Genomic DNA, 23,296 nt, shown 5'->3' on the forward strand with positions numbered 1-23,296 from the left:
AAAACAACTTATGCCGTTAAGGTTAACACACGTCGTTAACACAACGGAGAGAGATCGTTGCGGAGTGCTACATTCTAGCGGTAGCTCCCGCCTTTGTCTTTAAGATTCAGGAGAGTGCATGGAGTTCAGTGTAAAGAGCGGCAGCCCGGAAAAACAGCGCAGTGCCTGTATTGTAGTCGGCGTTTTCGAACCCCGCCGTCTATCTCCCATTGCCGAACAACTCGACAAAATTAGTGATGGCTACATCAGCGCTTTATTGCGCCGTGGTGAACTTGAAGGCAAAGTCGGGCAGACGCTGTTACTGCACCATGTGCCGAATATTCTCTCCGAGCGCATCTTGTTAATTGGCTGTGGCAAAGAGCGTGAGCTTGATGAGCGCCAGTACAAGCAAGTGATCCAGAAGACCATCAATACCCTTAATGACACCGGGTCAATGGAAGCCGTTTGCTTCCTGACCGAACTGCATGTTAAAGGCCGCAATACTTACTGGAAAGTGCGCCAAGCAGTAGAAACAGCAAAAGAGACGCTTTATACCTTCGATCAGCTTAAAAGCAATAAAACCGAGCCTCGTCGCCCGTTGCGCAAGATGGTGTTCAATGTGCCAACCCGCCGCGAACTGACCAGCGGTGAGCGCGCCATTCAGCATGGTCTGGCAGTCGCGTCCGGCATTAAAGCGGCTAAAGACTTGGGCAACATGCCGCCGAATATTTGTAACGCTGCCTATTTGGCCTCGCAAGCACGCCAGTTGGCCGATGCATTCAGCACCAATATCATCACCCGCGTGATTGGTGAACAGCAAATGAAAGAGCTGGGAATGCACTCTTATCTCGCTGTTGGCCATGGTTCGCAGAATGAATCATTGATGTCAGTAATAGAATATAAGGGTAATCCCAACCCCGACGCTAAGCCAATTGTGCTGGTGGGCAAAGGGTTGACCTTCGATTCTGGCGGTATTTCGATTAAGCCTGCCGAAGGTATGGACGAGATGAAATACGACATGTGCGGCGCTGCCACTGTCTATGGCGTGATGCGCGTAGTGGCTGAGCTGCAATTGCCATTGAACGTGATTGGCGTGCTGGCAGGTTGTGAAAACATGCCGGGTGGCCGCGCTTATCGCCCAGGTGATATCCTCACCACCATGTCTGGCCAGACAGTGGAAGTGTTGAATACCGATGCCGAAGGCCGCCTGGTGCTGTGTGATGCTCTGACCTATGTTGAGCGTTTCGATCCAGAACTGGTGATTGATATCGCGACACTGACTGGCGCTTGCGTTGTGGCCTTGGGCCATCACATCACCGGTTTGATGTCAAATCACAATCCATTGGCTCATGAGCTGATTGGGGCGTCTGAACAGGCTGGTGACCGTGCATGGCGCTTGCCGCTGGGTGATGAGTTCTATGAGCAGCTGGATTCCAATTTTGCCGACATGGCAAATATTGGTGGCCGTGCGGGTGGTGCCATTACTGCAGGTTGCTTCCTGTCGCGCTTTACTCGTAAATATAGCTGGGCGCATCTGGATATTGCGGGTACGGCATGGCGCTCGGGCAAGAACAAAGGTGCAACTGGCCGGCCGGTCGCGTTGTTATCCCAGTTCTTGCTTAATCGCGCTGGGCTAAACGGCGACGATTAATCGTTTTATGTATTCCATTTGATATACACCCAAGCTCATTGGGGTTGCAGGTAGGCGGCAAACGAACTCATCCCGATGAGCTTACATCAGTAAGTGATTCGGGTGAGTGAGTGCAGCCAACACCCCTGCGGCGTCAAGGGCGAAGGGTGCTGAGAATCTATGAAAAACGCCACCTTCTATCTGCTTGAACACGACACGCCCGCGGGTGAGCTGCGCGCTCATGAAGCGTTGGCCTGCGAGATCGCGGCTGAACGTTGGCGGGCAGGCAAACGGGTGCTGATCGCCTGTGAAAATCAAGAGCAAGCCCAGCGGCTAGATGAAGCCCTATGGCAACGGGCACCTGAGCAATTTGTGCCCCATAATCTGGCCGGTGAAGGGCCCAAGTATGGTGCGCCAGTCGAACTGGCGTGGCCGGAACGACGTGGAAATTCCCCTCGCGACCTGCTTATCAGCCTGCTGCCAGAGTTCGCAGGTTTTGCCACCGCTTTCCATGAAGTGGTAGACTTCGTTCCTTACGAAGAAAATTTGAAACAGTTGGCGCGCGACCGATATAAGTCTTATCGCAGCGTCGGCTTCCACTTGATCACGGCAACGCCGCCAACTAATTGAAATAAAAAGAAAATGGAAAACACACCTTCTAATATCGACAAAACTGAGCCGTCCCTCGATAAAACATACAGCCCGCAGGAAATCGAACAGCCGCTGTATGAACACTGGGAAAAACAGGGTTATTTCAAGCCGAACGGCGATACCAGTAAAGAAAGTTACTGCATCATGATCCCGCCGCCGAATGTGACCGGTAGCCTGCACATGGGCCATGCGTTCCAACAAACCATCATGGATACCTTGATTCGCTACCAGCGCATGCAGGGCAAAAATACCTTGTGGCAAGCCGGCACCGACCATGCTGGTATCGCGACCCAGATGGTGGTTGAGCGCAAAATTGCCGCAGAAGAAGGCAAAACTCGCCACGATTACGGCCGTAACGCGTTTATCGACAAAATCTGGCAGTGGAAAGGCGAATCTGGCGGCACCATAACTCGCCAAATGCGCCGTCTGGGCAACTCTGTGGATTGGGAACGCGAGCGTTTCACCATGGACGATGGCCTGTCCAATGCAGTTAAAGAAGTGTTTGTCCGCCTGCATAAAGAAGATCTGATTTACCGTGGCAAACGCCTGGTGAATTGGGATCCGAAACTGCGCACCGCTATTTCTGATTTAGAAGTTGAAAACCGCGAATCCAAAGGCTCAATGTGGCATTTGCGTTATCCGCTGGCCGATGGTGCCAAAACAGCCGAAGGCAAAGATTATTTGGTGGTCGCCACCACCCGTCCGGAAACGGTGCTGGGTGATACCGGCGTCGCGGTAAACCCAGAAGATCCACGTTATAAAGATCTGATTGGTAAAGAAGTGATCCTGCCGCTGGTGGGCCGCCGCATTCCGATCCTCGGTGATGAACACGCCGATATGGAAAAAGGCACCGGTTGTGTGAAAATCACGCCAGCGCACGACTTTAATGACTATGAAGTCGGTAAGCGCCACGCCCTGCCGATGATCAACATTCTGACTTTCGACGGTGATATCCGCGCAGAAGCGGAAGTGTTTGATACTAATGGCGAAGCGACCGATGCTTGCAGTGGCGCAATTCCAGAACAGTTCCAAGGTCTTGAGCGCTTTGCTGCCCGTAAAGCTGTAGTGGCTGAATTCGATAAACTCGGCCTGCTGGAAGAAGTTAAAGCCCATGACCTGACCGTACCTTATGGCGACCGTGGCGGCGTAGTTATCGAGCCGATGCTGACTGACCAATGGTATGTTCGCACCGCACCATTGGCTAAAGTGGCCATCGAAGCGGTTGAAAACGGCGAGATCCAATTCGTCCCGAAACAGTACGAAAACATGTATTACTCATGGATGCGCGACATTCAGGATTGGTGTATCTCCCGTCAGTTATGGTGGGGTCACCGCATTCCGGCCTGGTATGACGAGCAGGGTAAAGTGTACGTCGGCCGTGATGAAGCTGAAGTGCGTCGCGAAAATAATCTGGGCGCCGATGTGGCCTTGCGCCAGGATGAAGACGTGCTGGATACCTGGTTCTCATCTGGCCTGTGGACTTTCTCCACACTGGGCTGGCCTGAGCAAACCGAAGCACTGAAAACCTTCCACCCGACCAGTGTTGTGGTCAGTGGCTTTGATATTATTTTCTTCTGGATTGCCCGCATGATCATGCTGACCATGCACTTTATGAAAGATGAAAATGGTAAGCCGCAAGTGCCGTTTAAAACGGTCTACATGACCGGCCTCATCCGCGATGACGAAGGGCAGAAAATGTCCAAGTCTAAAGGTAACGTTATCGACCCACTGGATATGGTTGACGGTATCTCATTGGAAGAGTTGCTGGAAAAACGGACTGGCAACATGATGCAGCCGCAGCTAGCAGAGAAAATCCGCAAGCGCACCGAGAAGCAGTTCCCGAACGGCATTGAGCCACACGGGACTGACGCCCTGCGCTTTACACTGGCAGCGTTGGCCTCGACGGGCCGTGATATCAACTGGGATATGAAGCGCCTGGAAGGTTATCGCAACTTCTGTAACAAGCTGTGGAACGCCAGCCGTTTCGTGCTGATGAACACCGAAGGCCAAGATTGCGGGCAGAATGGCGGCGAGATGGTGCTGTCACTGGCTGACCGTTGGATTCTGGCTGAATTTAATCAGACGATCAAAGCCTACCGCGAAGCAATGGACACCTACCGCTTCGATTTAGCGGCCGGTATTCTGTATGAATTTACCTGGAACCAGTTCTGTGACTGGTATTTGGAACTGACCAAGCCAGTGATGAACAGCGGTTCTGAAGCTGAATTGCGCGGGACTCGTCATACTCTGATTGAAGTTCTGGAAGCATTGCTGCGTTTGGCACACCCTATCATTCCTTACATCACAGAGACTATCTGGCAGCGGGTTAAAACCCTGAAAGGCATTACTGCGGACACTATTATGTTGCAGCCTTTCCCAGAATATGATGCCAGCCAGGTCGATGAAAAAGCGCTAAGTGATTTGGAATGGATCAAACAGACCATCATCGCAGTGCGTAATATCCGTGCTGAAATGAACATCGCGCCGGGTAAACCGCTGGAAGTGATGCTGCGAGGTGCCAGTGCTGAAGCTCAGCGCCGTGTGCTGGAAAATCAAAGTTTCATCCAGTCGCTGGCCCGTTTGTCTTCTCTCACTCTGTTAGCTGACGGTGATAAAGGCCCGGTATCTGTGACCAAATTGGTTGAAGGTGCAGAGGTGTTGATCCCAATGGCTGGCCTGATTGATAAAGCTACCGAACTGGATCGCTTGGCAAAAGAAGTGGCGAAACTGGAAGCCGAGATTGAGCGCATCGAAGGTAAATTGAGTAATGAAGGTTTTGTGGCGCGTGCGCCAGAAGCCGTAGTGGCCAAAGAGCGCGAAAGAATGGCGGCCTGTGCTGAAGCTAAGCAGAAATTAATTGAACAACAGGCGACTATCGCCGCACTGTAATTCAATCTGACGTGAAGTAAGCACTTACGGGGGGCCATAATAATTTGGCCCCCCGTTTTTACCATTACATTAATTCGGTGTTATACCCTGGCAGGAAGACGGCCCACGCACATACAGCTTGAAGTATGACGGGTATAGATGGTATTACAGATTATTAATAAGTTATTACCTTTGGGTTTATAGAGCATGACCACAGCCACACCTATCCGCCTGTTGGTGCGCCCCATCCTCGCCGCAGACAATTTCGCTATCGCCAATGTCATCCGCGAAGTTTCGGCCGAGTTCGGCTTAACCGCCGATAAAGGCTATACCGTGTCTGACCCTAATTTGGATCACTTGTATGAGCTGTACAGCCAGCCACGCAGTGCTTACTGGGTGATTGAAGTAGATGGAAATATTGCGGGCGGCGGTGGCATAGCACCTTTATCTGGTGGTGAAGCTTCCCTTTGTGAGTTGCAGAAAATGTATTTTCTACCCATATTGCGCGGTCAAGGATTGGCAAAAAAATTGGCATTACAAGCACTTGAGTTTGCCCGCCAGCAGGGTTTTAGTCACTGCTATCTGGAAACGACTGCGAGCCTGACCAGTGCGGTAGGCTTGTACGAAAGATTAGGTTTTGAGCATATCAATGGCCCAATGGGAAATACTGGTCATGTGGATTGCGAAGTGACTATGCTGAAAACGCTTTAATCTCATGTTTTGAAAGGGCGCACTGTTGCGCTCTTTCATTTAAATATAAAAATTTTATTAATAATTTTAAAAAATATAAATATATTTACTTAAAGTAATAGAATTTAAATAAACAAAACATATAATGAATAACAAAAATACATATGTAAACTAAACTTATTAATAAATTAGTAAGTTAGGAAATAATTATGGCGATACATCCTTATGATAAATGGATAGGTCCTGCCCCTGGCTACACACTGGATAATTATCGTTATGGTGATAAAGGTCCATGGCCAAAAATCAATACATTGATCGCAGAACTCCCACCGGTAATTGAAAATATACCGCAAGAACAATTAGATGATTTTAGAATCAATGTCGTGTCTCATTATCGAAAAGTATTAAAGTCAGGTAGAATTAAAATTATTTTAAAAATGCTCGCGGGGGAGCGTCGGCTCCAACCCGCTAGTGATGAGATATTTTCCTATAACCTTTTCTTTGGTATGATTAGCAAGCTACTGATAGCTGAATTTAATCAACAGGACTATGTAGATTTTGATGGTATTATTAATCCAAATAATATGTTTGATGAGAAAGGAGAACCTCGATATTTAAAAATAGACACATTTAGCATGAATAAAGTCATTCCATTATTTGGAATTTACTCAGCACCGACTGTAACAGTATTTCAACGAATAGACAAAAAAACCGGCATTCCATTAGCAATAAAAATCAATGGCTTAATTCTTACCCCCAAAGATGGCGATGCTTGGGTGTTAGCTAAATACTTTGTTTTACAGGGTGCACTCATTATAAGTGTTCAGACTAAACACCCTCAAATTCATTTTCCCATGGATGCCATTAGTGCGATAACATTAAGTAGCCTACCTACCCAGCATCTATTATATAAATTACTTACTCCACATACCCGTATCCAGTTGGCAATGAATCAAGCTGTTATTTTTCTTCCTTATTCAGTTGCCCATAATAACCAGTACCTCCCTTATACACCATTTCCTGGCTAGGGGAATATACCGGTGATTCATAAAAGTATGGGGTGGCCAGGCCTGCTAGAAGATGCATTCTGTGGAATAGAAGGAAATAAAAGTTATCCAGAATATAAATATCCCATGCAGCCCGAAAAAGTCTGGACAGATCTCGACGATTTTCTTAACGCTTATTATGCAGTAATATTTGATTTTGTCAGCGGAGTGGTTCGCCATATGTCTGCCAGCGACCCTATTATTGCCTATTGGAGTGATGCTATTTCCGCTTGGGTTCCGGGCTTTCCCGATAGTCAGAAGATTAAACAGGGAGATAACTTAGCCAGAGCCATTACCACATTTATCTGGGATGTCTCTGTTGCCCATTCTGCTGATCACGGTTCCCTAGGGCAATGTCAGCAGAATATTTTTCCATTACGTATCCGTGTGCCACCACCGGCCAGTAAATCTATTCCCCCCCTCAATCACCGAAAAGTTGTTAATTTCGATGATACATTACGCAGTAGACTCTGTTTCACTATGTATTTCGGACCACCACAGAGTACCGAACATTTATATGATACTTGGTACGGCTTTGACCACCCAACGCTTGATCACTTGAACCGGCTTTTTCTCGAACAACTCGCAGAAACTGAGAAAAACTTAACCTGTCGAAAATTTATTGCCCTCAAAGATATCGCCCGTAGTATCAACTTTTGATCATGGTTTACCAGCATAGACACAAATAAAAAACCCGCACTGAATAAAGTACGGGTTTCATTGATAGAATGATGTAATCAGATATTCGGATTAGTGGCGCTTGCCGTCGTCATCTTCATCCACTAACTCTTCGTCGTCGAGCTCGCCGTCTTCATCATCTTCGGCGTTTGGATCTTCGTAGTAAGTGCCCCAACCGTCGTAATTCACGCCACAGGTTTCTGCCAAGGCAATCAGCTGTTCAACCTGCGCATCAATGATTTCAGCATTTAGAGCAACTTCGCTAATCACATCACAGCACATCACCATTGAGCCGTCTTCTATTTCCAGCTCTTCGGCATCTGTCACTTCATAACCTAGTTTGAATGCTTCAACAGCCGCTTTCTCCAGAACTTCAAATTTCTCAGCAGAAAGATGATGCTCAATGGTGTACAGCGCATCTGGATCGCTACCATCGTCCAGCAGTTCTTCGATGATCAGGCGGGTCTCGTCACGTTGTTCGTCCAGCATTTCGCGGTTTGCCATGCCTTTATCCTCAGTCAATGGGCTTAGTATGGCGCTATTTTCCCACACCCACGCTATTGCCTCCACTATAAACGAGAAAGATTTATTGATTAGGGTTGTATTTGAATATTTATCCGTATAAATTGAATTTAAATTCAGTTTAACTCTTCAGGATGAAAAATATGAACACGATAAGTCAGTTCTATAAACGTCACTTTCTAAGGTTATTAGATTTTACTCCCACCGAGATTATAGCGCTGCTGGATTTGGCTGTTGAACTGAAGCAAGCCAAGAAATCCGGCTGTGAGCAACAAAAACTGGTAGGTAAGAATATCGCGCTCATCTTCGAAAAAGACTCGACTCGTACTCGATGCTCTTTCGAAGTTGCCGCATATGATCAAGGTGCACGCGTGACTTATCTCGGCCCAGGGGGAAGCCAAATTGGGCATAAAGAATCAATTAAAGATACTGCCCGCGTATTAGGCCGCATGTATGACGGCATTCAGTATCGTGGTCACGGCCAAAAGGTGGTTGAAACACTGGCGGAGTTTGCGGGCGTACCGGTATGGAATGGCCTGACAAATGAATTCCACCCAACCCAATTACTGGCCGATTTGCTGACCATGCAGGAGCATTTACCGGGTAAGCCCTTGAGTGAGATGAAGTTTGCTTACCTCGGGGATGCACGCAACAACATGGGTAACACCATGCTAGAGGCGGCTGCACTGGTCGGAATGGATTTGCGTTTAGTCGCGCCAAAAGCATGTTGGCCGGAAGCTGAGCTGGTGGCGGTTTGTCAGGCACAAGCCAAAAAGACCGGCGGTAAAATCACACTGATAGAAGATATTGCCGAAGGTGTGAAAGGCGCTGACTTCCTGTATACCGATGTTTGGGTCTCCATGGGCGAACCGAAAGAAGTGTGGCAAGAACGTGTTGCCCTCTTGAAGCCTTATCAAATCAATATGGATGTAGTGAAACTGACCGGCAACCCGCAGGTTAAATTCCTCCACTGCTTGCCCGCATTCCACGATGACCAAACCACGGTCGGCAAGCAAATGGCAGAACTTTATGACTTACCGGGCGGTATGGAAGTCACCAACGAAGTATTTGAATCTGCGCATAGCATCGTGTTTGATCAAGCAGAAAACCGCCTGCACACCATTAAAGCCGTGATGGTCGCGACATTGGGACAGGTATAAAAACACGCAATTTTTTGCTGATGAATCGCCCCATCAATAGGCGTTATTGGCGCAGATAGTTTGGACGCAACCAGCGCGGAGAAAACGGAGCGTACACGTAGTACGTGAGTATTTCGAGCACTGCTTGCGTCCAAAATAGCAAGTAAAATAGCCTATTTTACCGCTATTTTAACTACGGCTTTGCGCACATTGGTCGGCTCGCCCACTGCACATAATGGTTTATGCACTTCTCCTGGGTAAAACACCACGAAATCACCGGTTTGCATTACAAACTGCTTCTCATCAACCCCTGCCGGTAAAAAGGCGATATCTTTATCTGCTAACCAGTCAATATCAGGTTTGCCAGCAGGTAAGCTACTGAATGTCATCCCCTCGATGCCCGCCAAGATTATCTGAATATCCAAGTACTTAGCATGATATTCCGCTCGGCGATTTTCCAGATAGTCGGTGCTGTCATTGGAGATCAATACAAACATATTATTGCCATCAATATCGTGTTTACCCAATGGGGTTTCTGCGGTGATATGGCTTTTCACATATTCAATAGCTTCTTTTAATTGCGCAGGTAAATAAGGCACTAATTCCAAATGATGAATGTTTCCGGTGATCATACTATTCCCTTTCTTATAAATTAAATGAAATGACGTTTCATTATAACCATTTCATTCTTTATTGAGTGGGAAGTCTCTAACATTTATTTATATCGGCTATTTATTTATACCGATATATGTACACCGCGAATACTCGACGCACCAACAACAGGTTTTAAATCACCTCAGAATCATTACTTTTTTGTAAAATTTTTTTATCACTAATTGTTATAACAAATAACTGTTGAGACTTTGACCACAGACAGCAAAGCTACTATTGTGAGAAAATGCGATGAAATAGTCGTAAAAACAATAATTTGCTATTGGTGTAACTCTTTAGCACCTGCAATAACTTTATTAAAACACGATGGTTTAACCCATTTCAGGGAGCCTCAATGAAAGCTAAAATTCTGTCATTATTGGTTTTGACAGCACTATCTGGCAGTGCTTTTGCAGCAACACCGCCAGATACGCTGGTTGTTGTACAATCCCTGGATGATATCGTTAGCCTTGACCCGGCTGAGAGTAATGAACTCTCCAGTATTCAGACCGTGCCAAGTCTCTATCAACGTCTGGTACAAGCTGATCGTGATAACCCGGCAAAAGTCGTGCCTATTCTTGCTGAAAGTTGGCAGGGCGATGCCGCCGCCAAAACTCTCACAGTGAAATTGCGTCCAGAAGCAGTATTTTCATCCGGTAATCCGGTGAAAGCTGATGACGTGATTTTCTCCTTTACTCGCGCGGTCAAAATGAACCGTTCACCGGCCTTTATCCTGAATGTATTGGGCTGGGATCCGAGTAATATTGATCAACACTTGAAGAAGATCGATAACAATACCGTGCAGCTGAGCTGGAGCGCAGATGTCAGCCCAGCAGTGGCGCTGAATATCTTATCAACGCCGATCGCCTCGATTGTTGATAAAAAAGCCGTCACCGCCAATGTTAAAGACGACGATTACGGCAATGCTTGGTTGAAAATGCACTCAGCCGGTAGTGGCCCATTCAAAATGCGTGTTTATCAGCCGCATCAGGCCATCGTACTGGATGCTAACCCGACATCACCTGGCGATAAGCCGCTGATTAAAAATATCATTATTAAAAATGTGCCCGATCCAAGTGCTCGCCGCTTGCTGATTCAGCAAGGTGATGCCGATATCGCCCGTGAATTAGGGCCAGACCAAACTGCGGCACTGAAAACGCAGGCGGGGGTTAAAGTTGTCGAAATCCCGTCGGCCGAACAAAACTATTTGGTCTTTAACACCGCCAACCCGGCTAATCCGCTGTTAAGCAAACCTGAATTCTGGCAGGCTGCCCGCTATTTGGTTGATTATCAGGGTATTACCAAAGATTTACTGAAAGGTCAGTATTTCGTGCATCAAAGTTTCCTGCCGGTCGGTTTGCCGGGCGCGTTGGAAAACAACCCGTACACCTTTGATCCGGCTAAAGCCAAAGATATTCTGACCAAGGCCGGAATTAAAGATGCCACGCTGACACTGGATGTTGAGAACAAACCGCCATTCATTACCATTGCTCAGTCGCTGCAAGCCAGCTTTGCGCAGGGTGGCGTGAAATTGGTATTACTGCCCGCTGCGGGTAGCCAGGTTTATGGCCGCGTACGTGCCAAACAGCATCAGTCAGCTATCCGTCTGTGGATCCCGGATTATTTTGATGCGCACTCTAACGCCAGCGCCTTTGCCTATAATGACGGCAAGAGCAGCACGGTTGCCGGTTTGAATGGCTGGGTTATTCCTGAGCTGAATAAACAAACACTGGCGGCAGTCGCCGAGTCCGATCCGGCCAAACGTATCGAGCTTTACACTCAGTTGCAGGAAGAGCTGCAAAAGAACTCGCCTTATATCTTTATTGATCAAGCCAAAGCACAAGTTGTGCTGCGAGATAATGTAAAAGGCTATCAACAAGGTCTGAATGCAGATATGGTCTATTATGACCGTGTCAGCAAGTAGCGCTGATCTATCAATAAAGTTTTATGAAATATAGGTAGGTTGCTAGTCGATGTCTGTAGCACTAAATCAAACGCCGGGAACCCTATCCCGGCGTCGTCTTTGGGGGTTTTTACAGGGATTATTGACCCTGGCCCTAACCTTGTTCGGTCTACTGGTTATCACCTTTTTCCTGTCGGCGCTGTCGCCGGTCGACCGGGTGTTGCAAATCGTGGGCGACCACGCCAGTGAGGCCACTTATCAACAAGTTAAACAACAACTTGGGCTGGATAAACCTTTGCCAGTGCAGTTCTGGCATTATCTGGAGCGGCTAGCCCATGGTGATCTGGGGATCGCCAGCGCCAGCGGTCAGCCGGTATTGCAAGATCTGCTAACGGTTTTCCCGGCCTCATTGGAACTGGCAACATTATCGCTGGTGATTGGCGCGGCACTGGGGGTTATCCTCGGCTTGTTGTGCGCCCGCTGGGCCGGTAGCAAACTGGATGCCACTATCCGCTTTATCACATTGCTGGGGAACTCCGTGCCCATCTTCTGGCTCGGTCTATTGATGCTGCTGCTGTTTTATGCACGGCTGCAATGGAGCCCCGGCCCCGGCCGCCTCGATGATATTTATCAATATACCGTGGAAGCAAAAACCGGTTTTGCCCTGATCGACACTTGGCGTTCGGGTGATGCCGGTGCCTTTGGCAATGCTGTCGCCCATTTGATCTTGCCGGTTGCCCTGCTCTCTTACTACGCGCTTGCCAGTATTACTCGCCTGACACGCTCGGCCTGCCTGAGTGAGTTGAATAAAGAGTACATCACTCTGGCAAGAGCCAAAGGCGCGGGTGAGATGCGGATTTTACTGACCCACGTGCTGCCGAATATTCGGGGCACCTTGCTGACAGTGATTGCGCTGGCCTATACCAGCATGTTGGAGGGCGCAGTATTAACCGAAACTGTCTTTGCCTGGCCCGGCATTGGCCGCTACCTCACCAGCGCGCTGTTTGCCGGCGATACCACCGCCATTATGGGGGGGACACTGCTGCTCGGTATGTGCTTTATTTTGATTAACAATGTGACGGATCTGCTGGTCCGCTTGCTGGATCCGAGAACGCGCTGATATGCCAATGACAAAATTCCTCCATGCGCTGAAACGTTCGCCCTCCACCAGCATCGGGCTGTTTATTCTCTCCTCGCTGGTGTTCATCGCGATTTTCGCCCCGTGGCTAGCGCCCTTTGATCCCAACTGGCAGAACGCGGCTGACCGCCTGCTACCGCCGGGTAGCGGCCACTGGCTGGGGACTGACAGCTATGGCCGCGATATGTTGTCGCGCCTGATTTACGGAACGCGCCCAACGCTGGGGCTGGTGCTGCTGGTGACCGTGATAACCCTGCCGCTAGGTTTGCTGGTCGGGGTGCTTTCCGGCTACTACGGCGGCTGGCTCGAACGCATTCTAATGCGCGTCACTGATGTAGTGATGTCAATGCCACGGCTGATTTTGGCTTTTGCCTTCGTCGCCATGCTCGGCCCCGGTTTGATTAACGGCGCACTGGCATTGGCGCTAACTACCTGGCCGGCCTATGCTCGTCAGGCCAGAGCCGAGATTCAATTACTGCGTAAAAGTGATTATCTGGCCGCTGCTGAAATGATGGGAATCAAAGGGTTGCGGTTGCTGTGGGGCCATATTCTGCCTATGTGCCTCCCCTCGGCAGTGGTGCGGCTGGCATTGGATTTAGCCGGAATCATCCTGGCGGCGGCAGGGCTAGGTTTCCTCGGGTTAGGTGCCCGCCCGCCGATGTCTGAATGGGGCTCCATGGTCGCCGACGGTATGCAGGTTATTTTTGACCAATGGTGGATTGCTGCCATTCCGGGCTGCGCTATCTTACTGAGCAGTATGGCATTTAATCTGTTAGGCGACGGCCTGCGCGATATTTTGGACCCTCACCATGACTGATAAAATTTTTGTGGTCGACAATTTATGTGTCGATTTTCAACAACAGCGGGTGGTGGATAATATTTCATTCCAGCTCGGCCACGAGCGGGTGGCACTGGTGGGGGAATCCGGTTCGGGCAAATCCATTACCGCCAGAGCGTTGATGGGGTTAGTGCGAGCACCGGGCAAAGTCAGTGCTAAAAAGCTGAGTTATTATGCTGATAACACCAACGAACAGGGCAATTCTGGCCAAGTTATCGAACACGATTTATTGCAACTGAAACCGAAGCAATGGGGCGCATTACGTGGCAGTGAAATTGCCATGGTGCTGCAAGACCCGCGCTATGCGCTGAATCCGGTACGCACCGTGGGGAAACAAATTGAAGAATCTCTGCTGCTGCATAATGCGCTTTCTGGTGCAGATACACGCGAGCGGGTATTAAATGCGCTCGCCTCGGTGGGATTAAATGCCAGTGCCTATCACAGCTACCCCGGCCAACTTTCGGGTGGCATGGGTCAACGAGCGATGTTAGCCATCGCTTTGGTGAATAACCCACGGGTATTGATTGCTGATGAACCTACTTCCGCATTGGATGCCAAACTACGCAACCAAATATTGGAGTTGATTGTCGAGCAGACTGAGCAGCGCAATATGAGTTTGTTGCTGATAAGCCACGACCTTCCGCTCGTCGCCGAGCATTGCCATCGGGTGTTGGTGATGTATCAGGGGAAATTGGTGGATCAAGGCGCGGCGGCTGACTTACCCTACTCAACTCACCCTTATACCCATACTTTGTGGGCCTGCCGCCCCAATGCCAGCACCTATGGCACTGATTTACCAGTATTAGATCGCAATGCTGATTTCTCTGGAGGTTCCCGTGGCACTGATTGAAGTCAACAATTTGCAGGTCAGTTTTGCCCAGAAGAATCAGCTAAAAACGGCGGTTGAATCGGTCAGTTTTAGCGTTGAAGAGGGTGAGACTTTCAGTCTGATCGGCGCATCTGGCTGTGGTAAATCTACCGTGTTACGCACTCTGGCGGGTTTGCAGCGCGAGTGGCAAGGCGAGATAACCTTGCTGGGCCAACCTTTACAACCCGGGCACCGTTTTACCGGCCAACTGCGCAAAGAGGTGCAGATGGTATTCCAAGACCCTTATGCTTCTCTCCATCCCCAGCATAATATTCAGCGTACACTGGGTGAGCCGCTAAAGATTCATGGCGAGCAACATATTCAGCAGCGAATTGATCAGGCTTTAGAGCAAGTGGGCCTACCGGCTTCGGCGGCACAGCGCTACCCTCATCAATTCTCCGGCGGCCAGCGCCAGCGGATTGCTATCGCCCGCGCCCTGTTATTGCGGCCCAAATTATTGCTGCTGGATGAGCCGACCTCAGCATTAGATATGTCAGTTCAGGCGGAAATTCTCAATTTACTCAATCACTTGAAACGCGAACACGGCATGACCTATTTGTTAGTCAGTCACGACAGTGATGTGGTTGCACATATGTCCGAGCGCGCAGCCATGATGGAGAATGGGAAGATTGTGAGAGAGTTTACGCGGCGGGATCTTGAGTTAGCGGAACATTTTATGGGGTAGCACTTTATAGGACAACCAAGGTCATTCAGTTCCCGGCAAAACCGGGGGCAGGATGCTATCGAAACATCAGGTAGCGGTAAAGAACCCTTTCCAAATCTTGTTTCATACTGACAAAAGCCAGTATTTCCACAGTTTGCCCATCATAGTTATAGATGACGCAGTACTCACTGTCAGGGTCCCGCCGCTCATAGTGCGATAAGCTATCACCCGCACAGTGGAGTATCAAATTTATACTAAATTTGCACACGGCCCTGCTTGGTGCAAAACCCGCATAAAACGTCTATTTTACGGCACCCTGAGCAGGGAGTAAGCTAACGCCGTTTTCTTTGTCCTAAGTCAAACTTGTTTATCACCACCTATATATAGTGCTTATGTTGAGTGAAACACCTATATGTAGTAGTTATCCACAAAATCATCCACACCCCCTCGCAGCCCTTATGTGCTGCGGGTTGCCTTGTGGATAAGATTGTATTGTTGATAATCCTACGCGGCAGGATACAGGAGCGACATTGTGAAAACAGTAGTGATTAAACGGGACGGTTGTCAGGTACCTTTTGATGAGGTGCGAATCAAGGAAGCTGTTGAGCGCGCAGCTTTGGCGGCTGGCGTGGTCGACGCAGATTATTGTGCAACTGTTGCTCGTGTGGTCGCTCAGACGATGGAAAACCAGCCAAAAGTTGATATCCGCGACATCCAAACTGCGGTAGAAAATCAACTGATGGCCGGTCAATACAAGCAGCTCGCCCGAGCCTATATCGAGTATCGCCACGACCGGGATATCTCGCGCGAACTACGTGGTCGCCTGAATCAGGAAATCCGCGGTTTGGTCGAGCAAAGTAACCAAGCGCTGCTGAACGAAAATGCCAATAAAGATAGCAAAGTCATCCCCACTCAGCGGGATCTGCTGGCAGGTATTGTCGCGAAACATTACGCCAAACAACATATTTTGCCACGCGATGTGGTGCTGGCGCATGAACGTGGTGAGATTCATTATCACGATTTAGATTACGCGCCATTCTTCCCCATGTTTAACTGCATGCTGATTGACCTCAATGGCATGCTGACCCAAGGTTTTAAAATGGGTAACGCGGAAATTGAGCCGCCGAAATCCATTTCTACCGCCACCGCCGTGACCGCACAGATTATTGCGCAGGTCGCCAGCCATATTTATGGCGGCACAACCATCAACCGTATTGATGAAGTCCTCGCGCCATTTGTCACAGAAAGCTTTAATAAACATAAAGCTGTGGCCGAAGAGTGGCAAATTCCGGATGCCGCCAGTTATGCTATGTCGCGCACTGAAAAAGAGTGTTATGACGCCTTCCAATCACTGGAATATGAAGTCAATACCTTGCATACCGCTAATGGTCAAACGCCGTTTGTCACTTTCGGCTTTGGGTTGGGCACCAGTTGGCAATCGCGCATGATTCAGCAGGCGATTCTGCGTAATCGCATCGCCGGTTTGGGCAAAAATCGCAAAACCGCGGTGTTCCCGAAACTGGTCTTTGCTATCCGCGATGGGCTGAATCATAAGTTTGGCGATGCCAACTACGATATCAAACAGTTGGCGCTGGAGTGTGCAACCAAGCGCATGTATCCAGATATTCTCAATTATGATCAAGTGGTTAAAGTCACCGGCTCGTTCAAAACCCCGATGGGCTGCCGCAGCTTCTTGGGGGTGTATGAGGAAGATGGCCAGCAGATTCATGATGGCCGTAACAATCTGGGGGTTATCAGCCTTAACCTGCCGCGTATTGCATTGGAAGCCCAAGGCGATGAGGCGAAATTCTGGCAATTGCTGGATGAGCGCCTGTTGTTAGCCAAGAAAGCCTTGATGACCCGCATTGCGCGTCTGGAAGGGATCAAAGCCCGCGTGGCACCTATCCTTTATATGGAGGGAGCCTGTGGGGTGCGCTTGCAAGCAGATGATAATATTTCAGAAATATTTAAAAATGGCCGTGCATCTATCTCTCTGGGCTTCATTGGTATTCATGAAACAGTTAATGCCCTGTTTGGCCATCATGCGCATGTCTTTGATGACCAAAAATTACGTGAAAAAGGCGTGGCTATCGTCGAACGCATGAGACAAGCCACTGATAACTGGAAAGAAGAAACCGGCTACGCCTTTAGCTTATACAGTACGCCGAGTGAAAACCTGTGTGACCGCTTCTGCCGCCTGGATACCGCAGAATTTGGCGTGGTCGAGGGTGTCACCGACAAAGGTTATTACACCAACAGCTTCCATCTGGATGTTGAAAAGAAAGTTAACCCGTATGACAAACTGGATTTCGAAGCACCTTACCCACCATTGGCTAACGGCGGTTTCATCTGTTACGGCGAATACCCGAACTTGCAGCATAACCTCAGGGCGCTGGAGGATGTCTGGGATTACAGTTACAGCCGCGTGCCTTATTACGGCACCAACACGCCGATTGATGAGTGCTATGAATGCGGCTTTACCGGCGAATTCTCCTGCACCAGCAAGGGCTTTACCTGTCCGAAATGTGGTAATCATGAGCCTTCAAAAGTGTCCGTCACCCGTCGGGTGTGCGGCTATTTGGGCAGCCCAGATGCACGGCCATTCAATGCCGGTAAGCAAGAAGAAGTGAAGCGCCGCGTTAAGCATTTGGCAAACGGACAACTGGGCTGATTATCACATTGAATTATCACCAATATTATCCAGTCGATGTTATCAACGGCCCCGGCACCCGCTGCACGCTATTTGTCTCCGGCTGTGTGCACGAGTGTGTGGGCTGTTATAACAAAAGCACCTGGCGACTGAATTCGGGTAAACCCTTTACCCAAGAAATGGAAGATAGGATCATTACGGATCTGAATGACTCCCGTATCCGCCGACAAGGGCTATCCCTTTCCGGCGGTGATCCACTGCATCCGCAAAACCTGTCCGCCATTCTGCAACTGGTAAAACGTGTGCGCCAAGAGTGCGACGGCAAAGATATCTGGCTCTGGACTGGCTACCAACTGGCTGAACTGAGCACCGAACAGCAGCAAGTGGTTGATTTAATTAATGTGCTGGTCGATGGCAAATTTGTGCAAGATCTCAAAGACCCTTCACTTATCTGGCGCGGTAGTGGTAACCAAGTTATTCATCATCTGCGGTAATTTATTGTAGCCATTCTGCGCACTGCCCGAGCCCAGAATGGCACCCCATCTTTCCTCTTAATATCCCCCAAATACACTTTCTCCTGCGAAAATCGCGTTATCAACCCCGAAAAACTTCATCATTCCGCCATCTCAGCTTAACCCTACTGTCATTAAAAATCGCCAGCATAGCGGTGAGAAAACTTACGGGTTATCACCATGACACTCCGCCACCTGCTCATCAATATTGTGACTTTTGTTGCTTCAGTGTGGATGCCTGTCTGGAGTGTGGATGCACAGAGAAGGGTTATTTGCCATGCACTTATCTAGACCACCGACCAGTTATCCCACCCGCTATCAACAAATTGCGGCCCAGTTAGAGCAGGAATTACGCGGCGCTTACCGCTGCGGGGATTATCTGCCCTCCGAACAACAATTGGCCGAGCGCTATCAGGTGAATCGCCATACTCTGCGCCGCGCCGTCGATGAACTGGTCGAGCGCGGCTGGCTGCAACGCCGGCAGGGCATCGGCATTTTGGTGTTGATGCGCCCTTATGACTATCCGCTGCATGCTAATGCGCGTTTTAGCCAAAACTTGCTAGATCAGGGCAGTGACCCCACCAGTGAGCGCTTACTCGCGGTTTTACGCCCCTGTATTGAGCATGTCGCCAAAGCCCTGTCACTGGATGAAGGGACGACAGTGATTCATTTACGCACCTTACGGCGAGTCAATGGTGTTCCGGTCTGCGTTATTGATCACTACCTACCTGATCTAAATTGGTGGCCCGCGTTGCAGCAGTTTAACTCCGGCTCACTGCATCAATTCATCACCCAACATCTACAACAGCCATTAAGCCGTAGCCAAACTCGCATCAGCGCACGCCGTGCTCAAGCCAAAGAGAGCCGCTTGCTCGAAATCGCCACCCACGCCCCACTGCTGTGTGTGCGCACCTTGAATATTCGTGTTGATAGCCAGCAGGTGGCGGAGTACTCCGTCAGTCTGACCCGCGCTGACATGATTGAACTGACCATGGAGCACTAAATGGAAAGTACCTCGAGCACGCGGCAGGGCTGGATGTCAGTGTTAGCCCACAGCCAACCAGCACAACTGCTTGCCCACTGGCAACCTTTGAATCTATCACCGCAATATCAGGTGATTCGCGCCCCCGAGATTGGCTTAAACCAATTACAAGCACGGATGGGGGGCACTGGCCGCCGGTTTATTCTGGGCGATATGACTATCACTCGCGCAGTGATCAAACTCAACGACAGCGCAGATATCTACGGCTACAGCTACATTGCCGGGCGCAATAAGCCCCATGCAGAACTTTGCGCCGTGTTGGATGCGTTATTGCAGATTTCCTGCATTCATGGAAAACCCGCTGGCCTGAGTGAATTGCTGCTAAAAACCGTGATTCACCCGCTGGCGGCGATACAGCAAGAGCGGCGGGAATTACGCGCCCGCGCTATCGCCACCAGCAAAGTTGATTTTTTCACCTTAGTGCGAGGAGAGGATTAATGAGCTTATTAACCCATTTCGACCAGCCGGTTGATGAAGCCCAGCACGCTTTTCGCCGTATTCTCAAGGCATTAAGCGAACCGGGAGTTGTCGTTTCACTGCCCCATAGCAGCGGCTGGCAGCCATTAAATCCCGCTACCACCAGCATCCTGCTGACCCTGGTTGATCAGGAAACGCCGCTCTACCTGGATGAACCGCTCAACAATGATGCCGTGCAACAGAATATACGTTTTCATTGCGGAGCGCCGCTGACAACCAGTATCAGCACATCCCGTTTTGCCTTATTTGATCATGAGATAACAGCAGAGCTGCTGGCGAGCTGCCCAGCGGGCAATGAACTGTCGCCGGAGCACTCCACCACGGTCATTATTCAGCTCGAAAATCTGCATCTGGGTGTCCCTCTACGCCTACGCGGGCCGGGCATTGAACATGACCGCATGGTCGCGCCGCAATTGCCCTCTGCGGTACTGAATGACTTGCTTAACCGCCCCGCCGCATTCCCTGCGGGCATCGATTTTCTACTGACCTGTGGCGAGAACCTGATGGCAATCCCACGCACGACTCATGTGGAGGTGTGCTGATGTACGTTGCCGTCAAAGGGGGCGAAAAAGCGATTGCCGCCGCCCATCAATTACTGGAATACCAGCGCCGTGGCGCTACACAGATCCCGGCAGTCGATTGCGAACAGATTGAGCAACAACTCGGGCTGGCAGTGGATCGGGTGATGACCGAGGGCGGCATCTATGATCGCGAATTAGCGGCATTGGCCATCAAACAGGCCAGCGGTGATTTGGTGGAGGCGATTTTCCTGCTGCGCGCCTACCGCACCACCTTACCGCGTCTGGCGGTCAGCCAACCGCTGACCACCGGCAATATGCGGCTGGAGCGGCGCATCTCCGCCATTTACAAAGATTTGCCCGGCGGGCAAGTGCTTGGCCCGACTTACGATTACACCCACCGGCTACTGGATTTCACCCTGCTGGCTGAAGGCGAAGCACCACGTGCTCCCCATGGCCGGGAAGCATCATCAGAAGATTTATCGCAAGATAATTGCGCTCATGTATTTGATTTATTGGCACAAGAACAATTAGCGCAGGTGGAGTTGGATGACGGCACTCCGCCGGAAGATATCACTCGCCATCCCCCGGTTTACCCGTGCAACCGCTCGGCACGGCTGCAACAACTGGTGCGTGGTGATGAGGGTTTCCTGCTGGCGCTGGGGTATTCCACTCAGCGCGGCTATGGCCGCACTCACCCATTCGCCGCCGAGATCCGCACCGGCTTCCTGACGGTTTCAATTGAGCCGGAAGAACTGGGATTTGCCCTTGATATCGGCGAAATCCTGCTAACTGAATGCGAAATGGTGAATGGTTTTGTCAGCCCAGAGTCAGAGCCGCCGCACTTTACCCGCGGTTATGGGCTGGTGTTTGGCCGTGGAGAGCGCAAAGCCATGTCGATAGCACTGATGGATCGCGCCCTGCAAAGCCGGGAATACGCCGAAGATGTCGCCAGCCCGGCGCAGGATGAAGAATTTGTCTTATCCCATGCCGATAACGTCGAAGCCGCTGGTTTTGTCTCGCACCTCAAACTGCCCCATTACGTGGATTTCCAGGCCGAACTGGCGTTGCTCAAACGCCTGCGGCGTGAGCATTTATCCGCAGCTACAGAACAACAGGAGCCGCGCCATGACTGAAATCCTCGCCGGTTACAATCTGGGTTATCTGGATGAGCAAACCAAGCGCACTCTGCGCCGCGCGCTGCTCAAAGCCGTGGCTATCCCCGGTTATCAGGTGCCATTTGGCGGGCGTGAAATGCCGATGCCCTATGGCTGGGGCACCGGTGGAATTCAGCTAACCGCTTGTTTGATTGGCCGTTACGACGTGCTGAAAGTGATTGACCAAGGGGCTGATGACACCACCAACGCAGTGTCGATCCGCCGCTTCTTCCAGCGGGTCAGCGGGGTCGCCACCACGGAAAAAACCACTGACGCCACCTTGATCCAAACCCGGCACCGCATTCCAGAAACCCCGCTAACTGAAGATCAAATTCTTATCTATCAAGTGCCTATTCCTGAGCCACTGCGCTTTATTGAGCCACGCGAAACTGAAACTCGCAAAATGCATGCGCTGGAGGAATATGGCGTGATGCAAGTGAAACTGTATGAAGACATTGCCCGCTACGGCCATATCGCCACCACCTATGCCTATCCGGTGAAAGTGAATGACCGCTACGTGATGGACCCGTCGCCGATTCCGAAATTTGATAACCCCAAGATGCACATGATGCCCGCGCTGCAACTGTTTGGTGCCGGTCGGGAAAAACGCCTGTATGCCCTGCCACCGTTCACCAAAGTGGAAAGTTTGGATTTCGACGACCACCCGTTCACCGTGCAGCAATGGGATGACCCTTGCGCCCTGTGCGGCTCGCGCCACAGTTATCTTGATGAAGTGGTGATGGATGATAAAGGCAGCCGAATGTTTGTTTGCTCGGATACTGATTATTGCCAGCAACAATTGGCTGAGGCCGCGGCACCAGAGGTAAATATCCCATGATTTCAGAAGCCGCTATTTTAACATCCACCGCCGCCTGTCCGCTATTGTCGGTAGAAAATCTCACCCATTTGTATGCGCCGGGTAAGGGGTTCAGCGATGTCTCTTTCCAACTGTATCCCGGCGAAGTATTAGGGATTGTCGGGGAGTCCGGCTCGGGCAAAACCACCTTGCTGAAATCCATTTCAGCTCGCCTGGCACCGCAACAGGGGCAAATTATTTATCGCCCTGATGCACAGCAAGCGCTTGATTTATATCAGATGGCCGAAAGCCAACGCCGCCGTTTACTGCGCACTGAATGGGGCGTGGTTCATCAACATCCGCTTGATGGATTGCGGCCACAAGTCTCGGCAGGCGGCAATATTGGCGAACGGCTGATGGCTATCGGCCAGCGCCATTATGGTGAAATTCGCCAACAAGCAGGCCGCTGGCTGGAAGATGTTGAGATCCCATTATCCCGTCTGGATGACCTGCCCACCACCTTCTCCGGCGGGATGCAACAGCGGTTACAAATTGCGCGCAATCTGGTGACTCATCCAAAGTTGGTGTTTATGGATGAACCCACTGGCGGTTTGGATGTGTCGGTACAAGCACGGCTACTGGATTTACTGCGCAATCTGGTGGTGGAAATGCAGCTGGCAGTGGTGATTGTCACCCATGACTTGGGGGTCGCCCGCCTATTGGCTAACCGCCTGCTGGTGATGAAAGAGGGCCGGGTTATTGAAAGCGGCTTAACTGACCGGGTGCTGGATGACCCTCACCACCCTTATACCCAATTACTGGTTTCATCCGTGCTGCAAAACTGATTGAGAGCTGACTATGAACTCCGTGCAACTGCCT

22 protein-coding genes are annotated in these 23,296 nt (G+C 50.2%); 20 read left to right on the forward strand and 2 right to left on the reverse strand.

The annotated features are described in order from the left end of the window. The first annotated feature begins 118 nt into the window (after window positions 1-118). From pepA to DX162_RS22435, 6 genes are all read left to right on the forward strand, one after another. The gene (gene pepA / locus DX162_RS03480) at window positions 119-1,630 is read left to right on the forward strand and encodes a leucyl aminopeptidase (protein ID WP_004389286.1); all 1,512 of its coding nucleotides are present in this window, start codon (window positions 119-121) and stop codon (window positions 1,628-1,630) included. 159 nt (window positions 1,631-1,789) lie between these two features. Then, entirely contained in the window at window positions 1,790-2,239 is a 450-nt protein-coding gene (locus tag DX162_RS03485) for a DNA polymerase III subunit chi (RefSeq protein WP_004389285.1), read from the forward strand. A 12-nt stretch (window positions 2,240-2,251) separates the two neighbouring features. After that, on the forward strand, window positions 2,252-5,149 hold the full coding sequence (locus tag DX162_RS03490) for a valine--tRNA ligase (RefSeq protein WP_004389284.1): 2,898 nt from the start codon (window positions 2,252-2,254) through the stop codon (window positions 5,147-5,149). Window positions 5,150-5,335: 186 nt separating this feature from the next. Further along, on the forward strand, window positions 5,336-5,839 hold the full coding sequence (locus tag DX162_RS03495) for a GNAT family N-acetyltransferase (protein ID WP_098081004.1): 504 nt from the start codon (window positions 5,336-5,338) through the stop codon (window positions 5,837-5,839). A gap of 188 nt (window positions 5,840-6,027) precedes the next feature. Beyond that, window positions 6,028-6,846 (forward strand): hypothetical protein, encoded by an 819-nt coding sequence (locus tag DX162_RS22430; protein ID WP_004389281.1) that lies wholly within the window; start codon window positions 6,028-6,030, stop codon window positions 6,844-6,846. A gap of 12 nt (window positions 6,847-6,858) precedes the next feature. Further along, the gene (locus tag DX162_RS22435; RefSeq protein ID WP_004389279.1) at window positions 6,859-7,524 is read left to right on the forward strand and encodes a hypothetical protein; all 666 of its coding nucleotides are present in this window, start codon (window positions 6,859-6,861) and stop codon (window positions 7,522-7,524) included. 90 nt (window positions 7,525-7,614) lie between these two features. Here DX162_RS22435 and rraB read toward each other — a convergent pair whose 3' ends face one another. After that, window positions 7,615-8,046, reverse strand: coding sequence for a ribonuclease E inhibitor RraB (gene rraB, locus DX162_RS03505; RefSeq protein WP_032819301.1), 432 nt, complete (start codon window positions 8,044-8,046; stop codon window positions 7,615-7,617). 161 nt (window positions 8,047-8,207) lie between these two features. Here rraB and argF point away from each other — a divergent pair, with 161 nt between their 5' ends. Further along, window positions 8,208-9,224: an ornithine carbamoyltransferase gene (gene argF / locus DX162_RS03510; RefSeq protein WP_032819300.1), complete on the forward strand. Its 1,017-nt coding sequence runs from the start codon at window positions 8,208-8,210 to the stop codon at window positions 9,222-9,224. Between the two features lie 152 nt (window positions 9,225-9,376). On the opposite strand, the gene DX162_RS03520 is transcribed toward argF, so the two are convergent. Next, window positions 9,377-9,835, reverse strand: coding sequence for a NanQ anomerase/TabA/YiaL family protein (locus DX162_RS03520; RefSeq protein WP_004389274.1), 459 nt, complete (start codon window positions 9,833-9,835; stop codon window positions 9,377-9,379). A gap of 374 nt (window positions 9,836-10,209) precedes the next feature. Here DX162_RS03520 and DX162_RS03525 point away from each other — a divergent pair, with 374 nt between their 5' ends. The 13 genes from DX162_RS03525 (at window position 10,210) to phnK (ending at window position 23,262) form a co-directional block, all read left to right on the forward strand. Beyond that, window positions 10,210-11,778 carry an ABC transporter substrate-binding protein gene (locus DX162_RS03525; RefSeq protein WP_004389273.1) on the forward strand — a complete coding sequence of 523 codons (1,569 nt, stop codon included), beginning with the start codon at window positions 10,210-10,212 and terminating at the stop codon, window positions 11,776-11,778. 49 nt (window positions 11,779-11,827) lie between these two features. After that, window positions 11,828-12,877, forward strand: a complete 1,050-nt coding sequence (locus DX162_RS03530) for an ABC transporter permease (protein WP_004389272.1) — start codon at window positions 11,828-11,830, stop codon at window positions 12,875-12,877. 1 nt (window position 12,878) lies between these two features. After that, window positions 12,879-13,712 carry an ABC transporter permease gene (locus tag DX162_RS03535; protein WP_004389271.1) on the forward strand — a complete coding sequence of 278 codons (834 nt, stop codon included), beginning with the start codon at window positions 12,879-12,881 and terminating at the stop codon, window positions 13,710-13,712. Further along, complete coding sequence (locus DX162_RS03540; RefSeq protein WP_032819299.1) at window positions 13,705-14,583, forward strand: ABC transporter ATP-binding protein; 879 nt, start codon at window positions 13,705-13,707, stop codon at window positions 14,581-14,583. Before DX162_RS03535 ends, DX162_RS03540 begins: the two co-directional genes overlap by 8 nt. Next, window positions 14,570-15,286, forward strand: coding sequence for an ABC transporter ATP-binding protein (locus DX162_RS03545; RefSeq protein WP_032819297.1), 717 nt, complete (start codon window positions 14,570-14,572; stop codon window positions 15,284-15,286). Before DX162_RS03540 ends, DX162_RS03545 begins: the two co-directional genes overlap by 14 nt. 511 nt (window positions 15,287-15,797) lie before the next feature. Next, entirely contained in the window at window positions 15,798-17,936 is a 2,139-nt protein-coding gene (gene nrdD, locus DX162_RS03555; RefSeq protein ID WP_004389268.1) for an anaerobic ribonucleoside-triphosphate reductase, read from the forward strand. Between the two features lie 8 nt (window positions 17,937-17,944). Beyond that, window positions 17,945-18,409: an anaerobic ribonucleoside-triphosphate reductase-activating protein gene (nrdG, locus tag DX162_RS03560; RefSeq protein WP_004389267.1), complete on the forward strand. Its 465-nt coding sequence runs from the start codon at window positions 17,945-17,947 to the stop codon at window positions 18,407-18,409. Window positions 18,410-18,704: 295 nt separating this feature from the next. Then, complete coding sequence (gene phnF, locus DX162_RS03565) at window positions 18,705-19,430, forward strand: phosphonate metabolism transcriptional regulator PhnF (RefSeq protein ID WP_032819358.1); 726 nt, start codon at window positions 18,705-18,707, stop codon at window positions 19,428-19,430. After that, window positions 19,431-19,907 carry a phosphonate C-P lyase system protein PhnG gene (gene phnG, locus DX162_RS03570; RefSeq protein ID WP_032819295.1) on the forward strand — a complete coding sequence of 159 codons (477 nt, stop codon included), beginning with the start codon at window positions 19,431-19,433 and terminating at the stop codon, window positions 19,905-19,907. Beyond that, complete coding sequence (phnH, locus tag DX162_RS03575) at window positions 19,907-20,488, forward strand: phosphonate C-P lyase system protein PhnH (RefSeq protein WP_032819293.1); 582 nt, start codon at window positions 19,907-19,909, stop codon at window positions 20,486-20,488. Before phnG ends, phnH begins: the two co-directional genes overlap by 1 nt. Further along, a complete protein-coding gene (locus DX162_RS03580) occupies window positions 20,488-21,600 on the forward strand; it encodes a carbon-phosphorus lyase complex subunit (protein ID WP_004389265.1) in 1,113 nt (370 codons plus the stop codon). The genes phnH and DX162_RS03580 overlap by 1 nt, the downstream gene beginning before the upstream one ends. Continuing rightward, entirely contained in the window at window positions 21,593-22,459 is an 867-nt protein-coding gene (locus DX162_RS03585; protein WP_032819292.1) for an alpha-D-ribose 1-methylphosphonate 5-phosphate C-P-lyase PhnJ, read from the forward strand. Before DX162_RS03580 ends, DX162_RS03585 begins: the two co-directional genes overlap by 8 nt. Continuing rightward, on the forward strand, window positions 22,456-23,262 hold the full coding sequence (gene phnK, locus DX162_RS03590) for a phosphonate C-P lyase system protein PhnK (protein WP_032819289.1): 807 nt from the start codon (window positions 22,456-22,458) through the stop codon (window positions 23,260-23,262). Before DX162_RS03585 ends, phnK begins: the two co-directional genes overlap by 4 nt. Window positions 23,263-23,296 lie beyond the last annotated feature (34 nt).

The organism is Yersinia kristensenii (genome assembly GCF_900460525.1).
Taxonomy (GTDB): Bacteria; Pseudomonadota; Gammaproteobacteria; order Enterobacterales; family Enterobacteriaceae; genus Yersinia; species Yersinia kristensenii.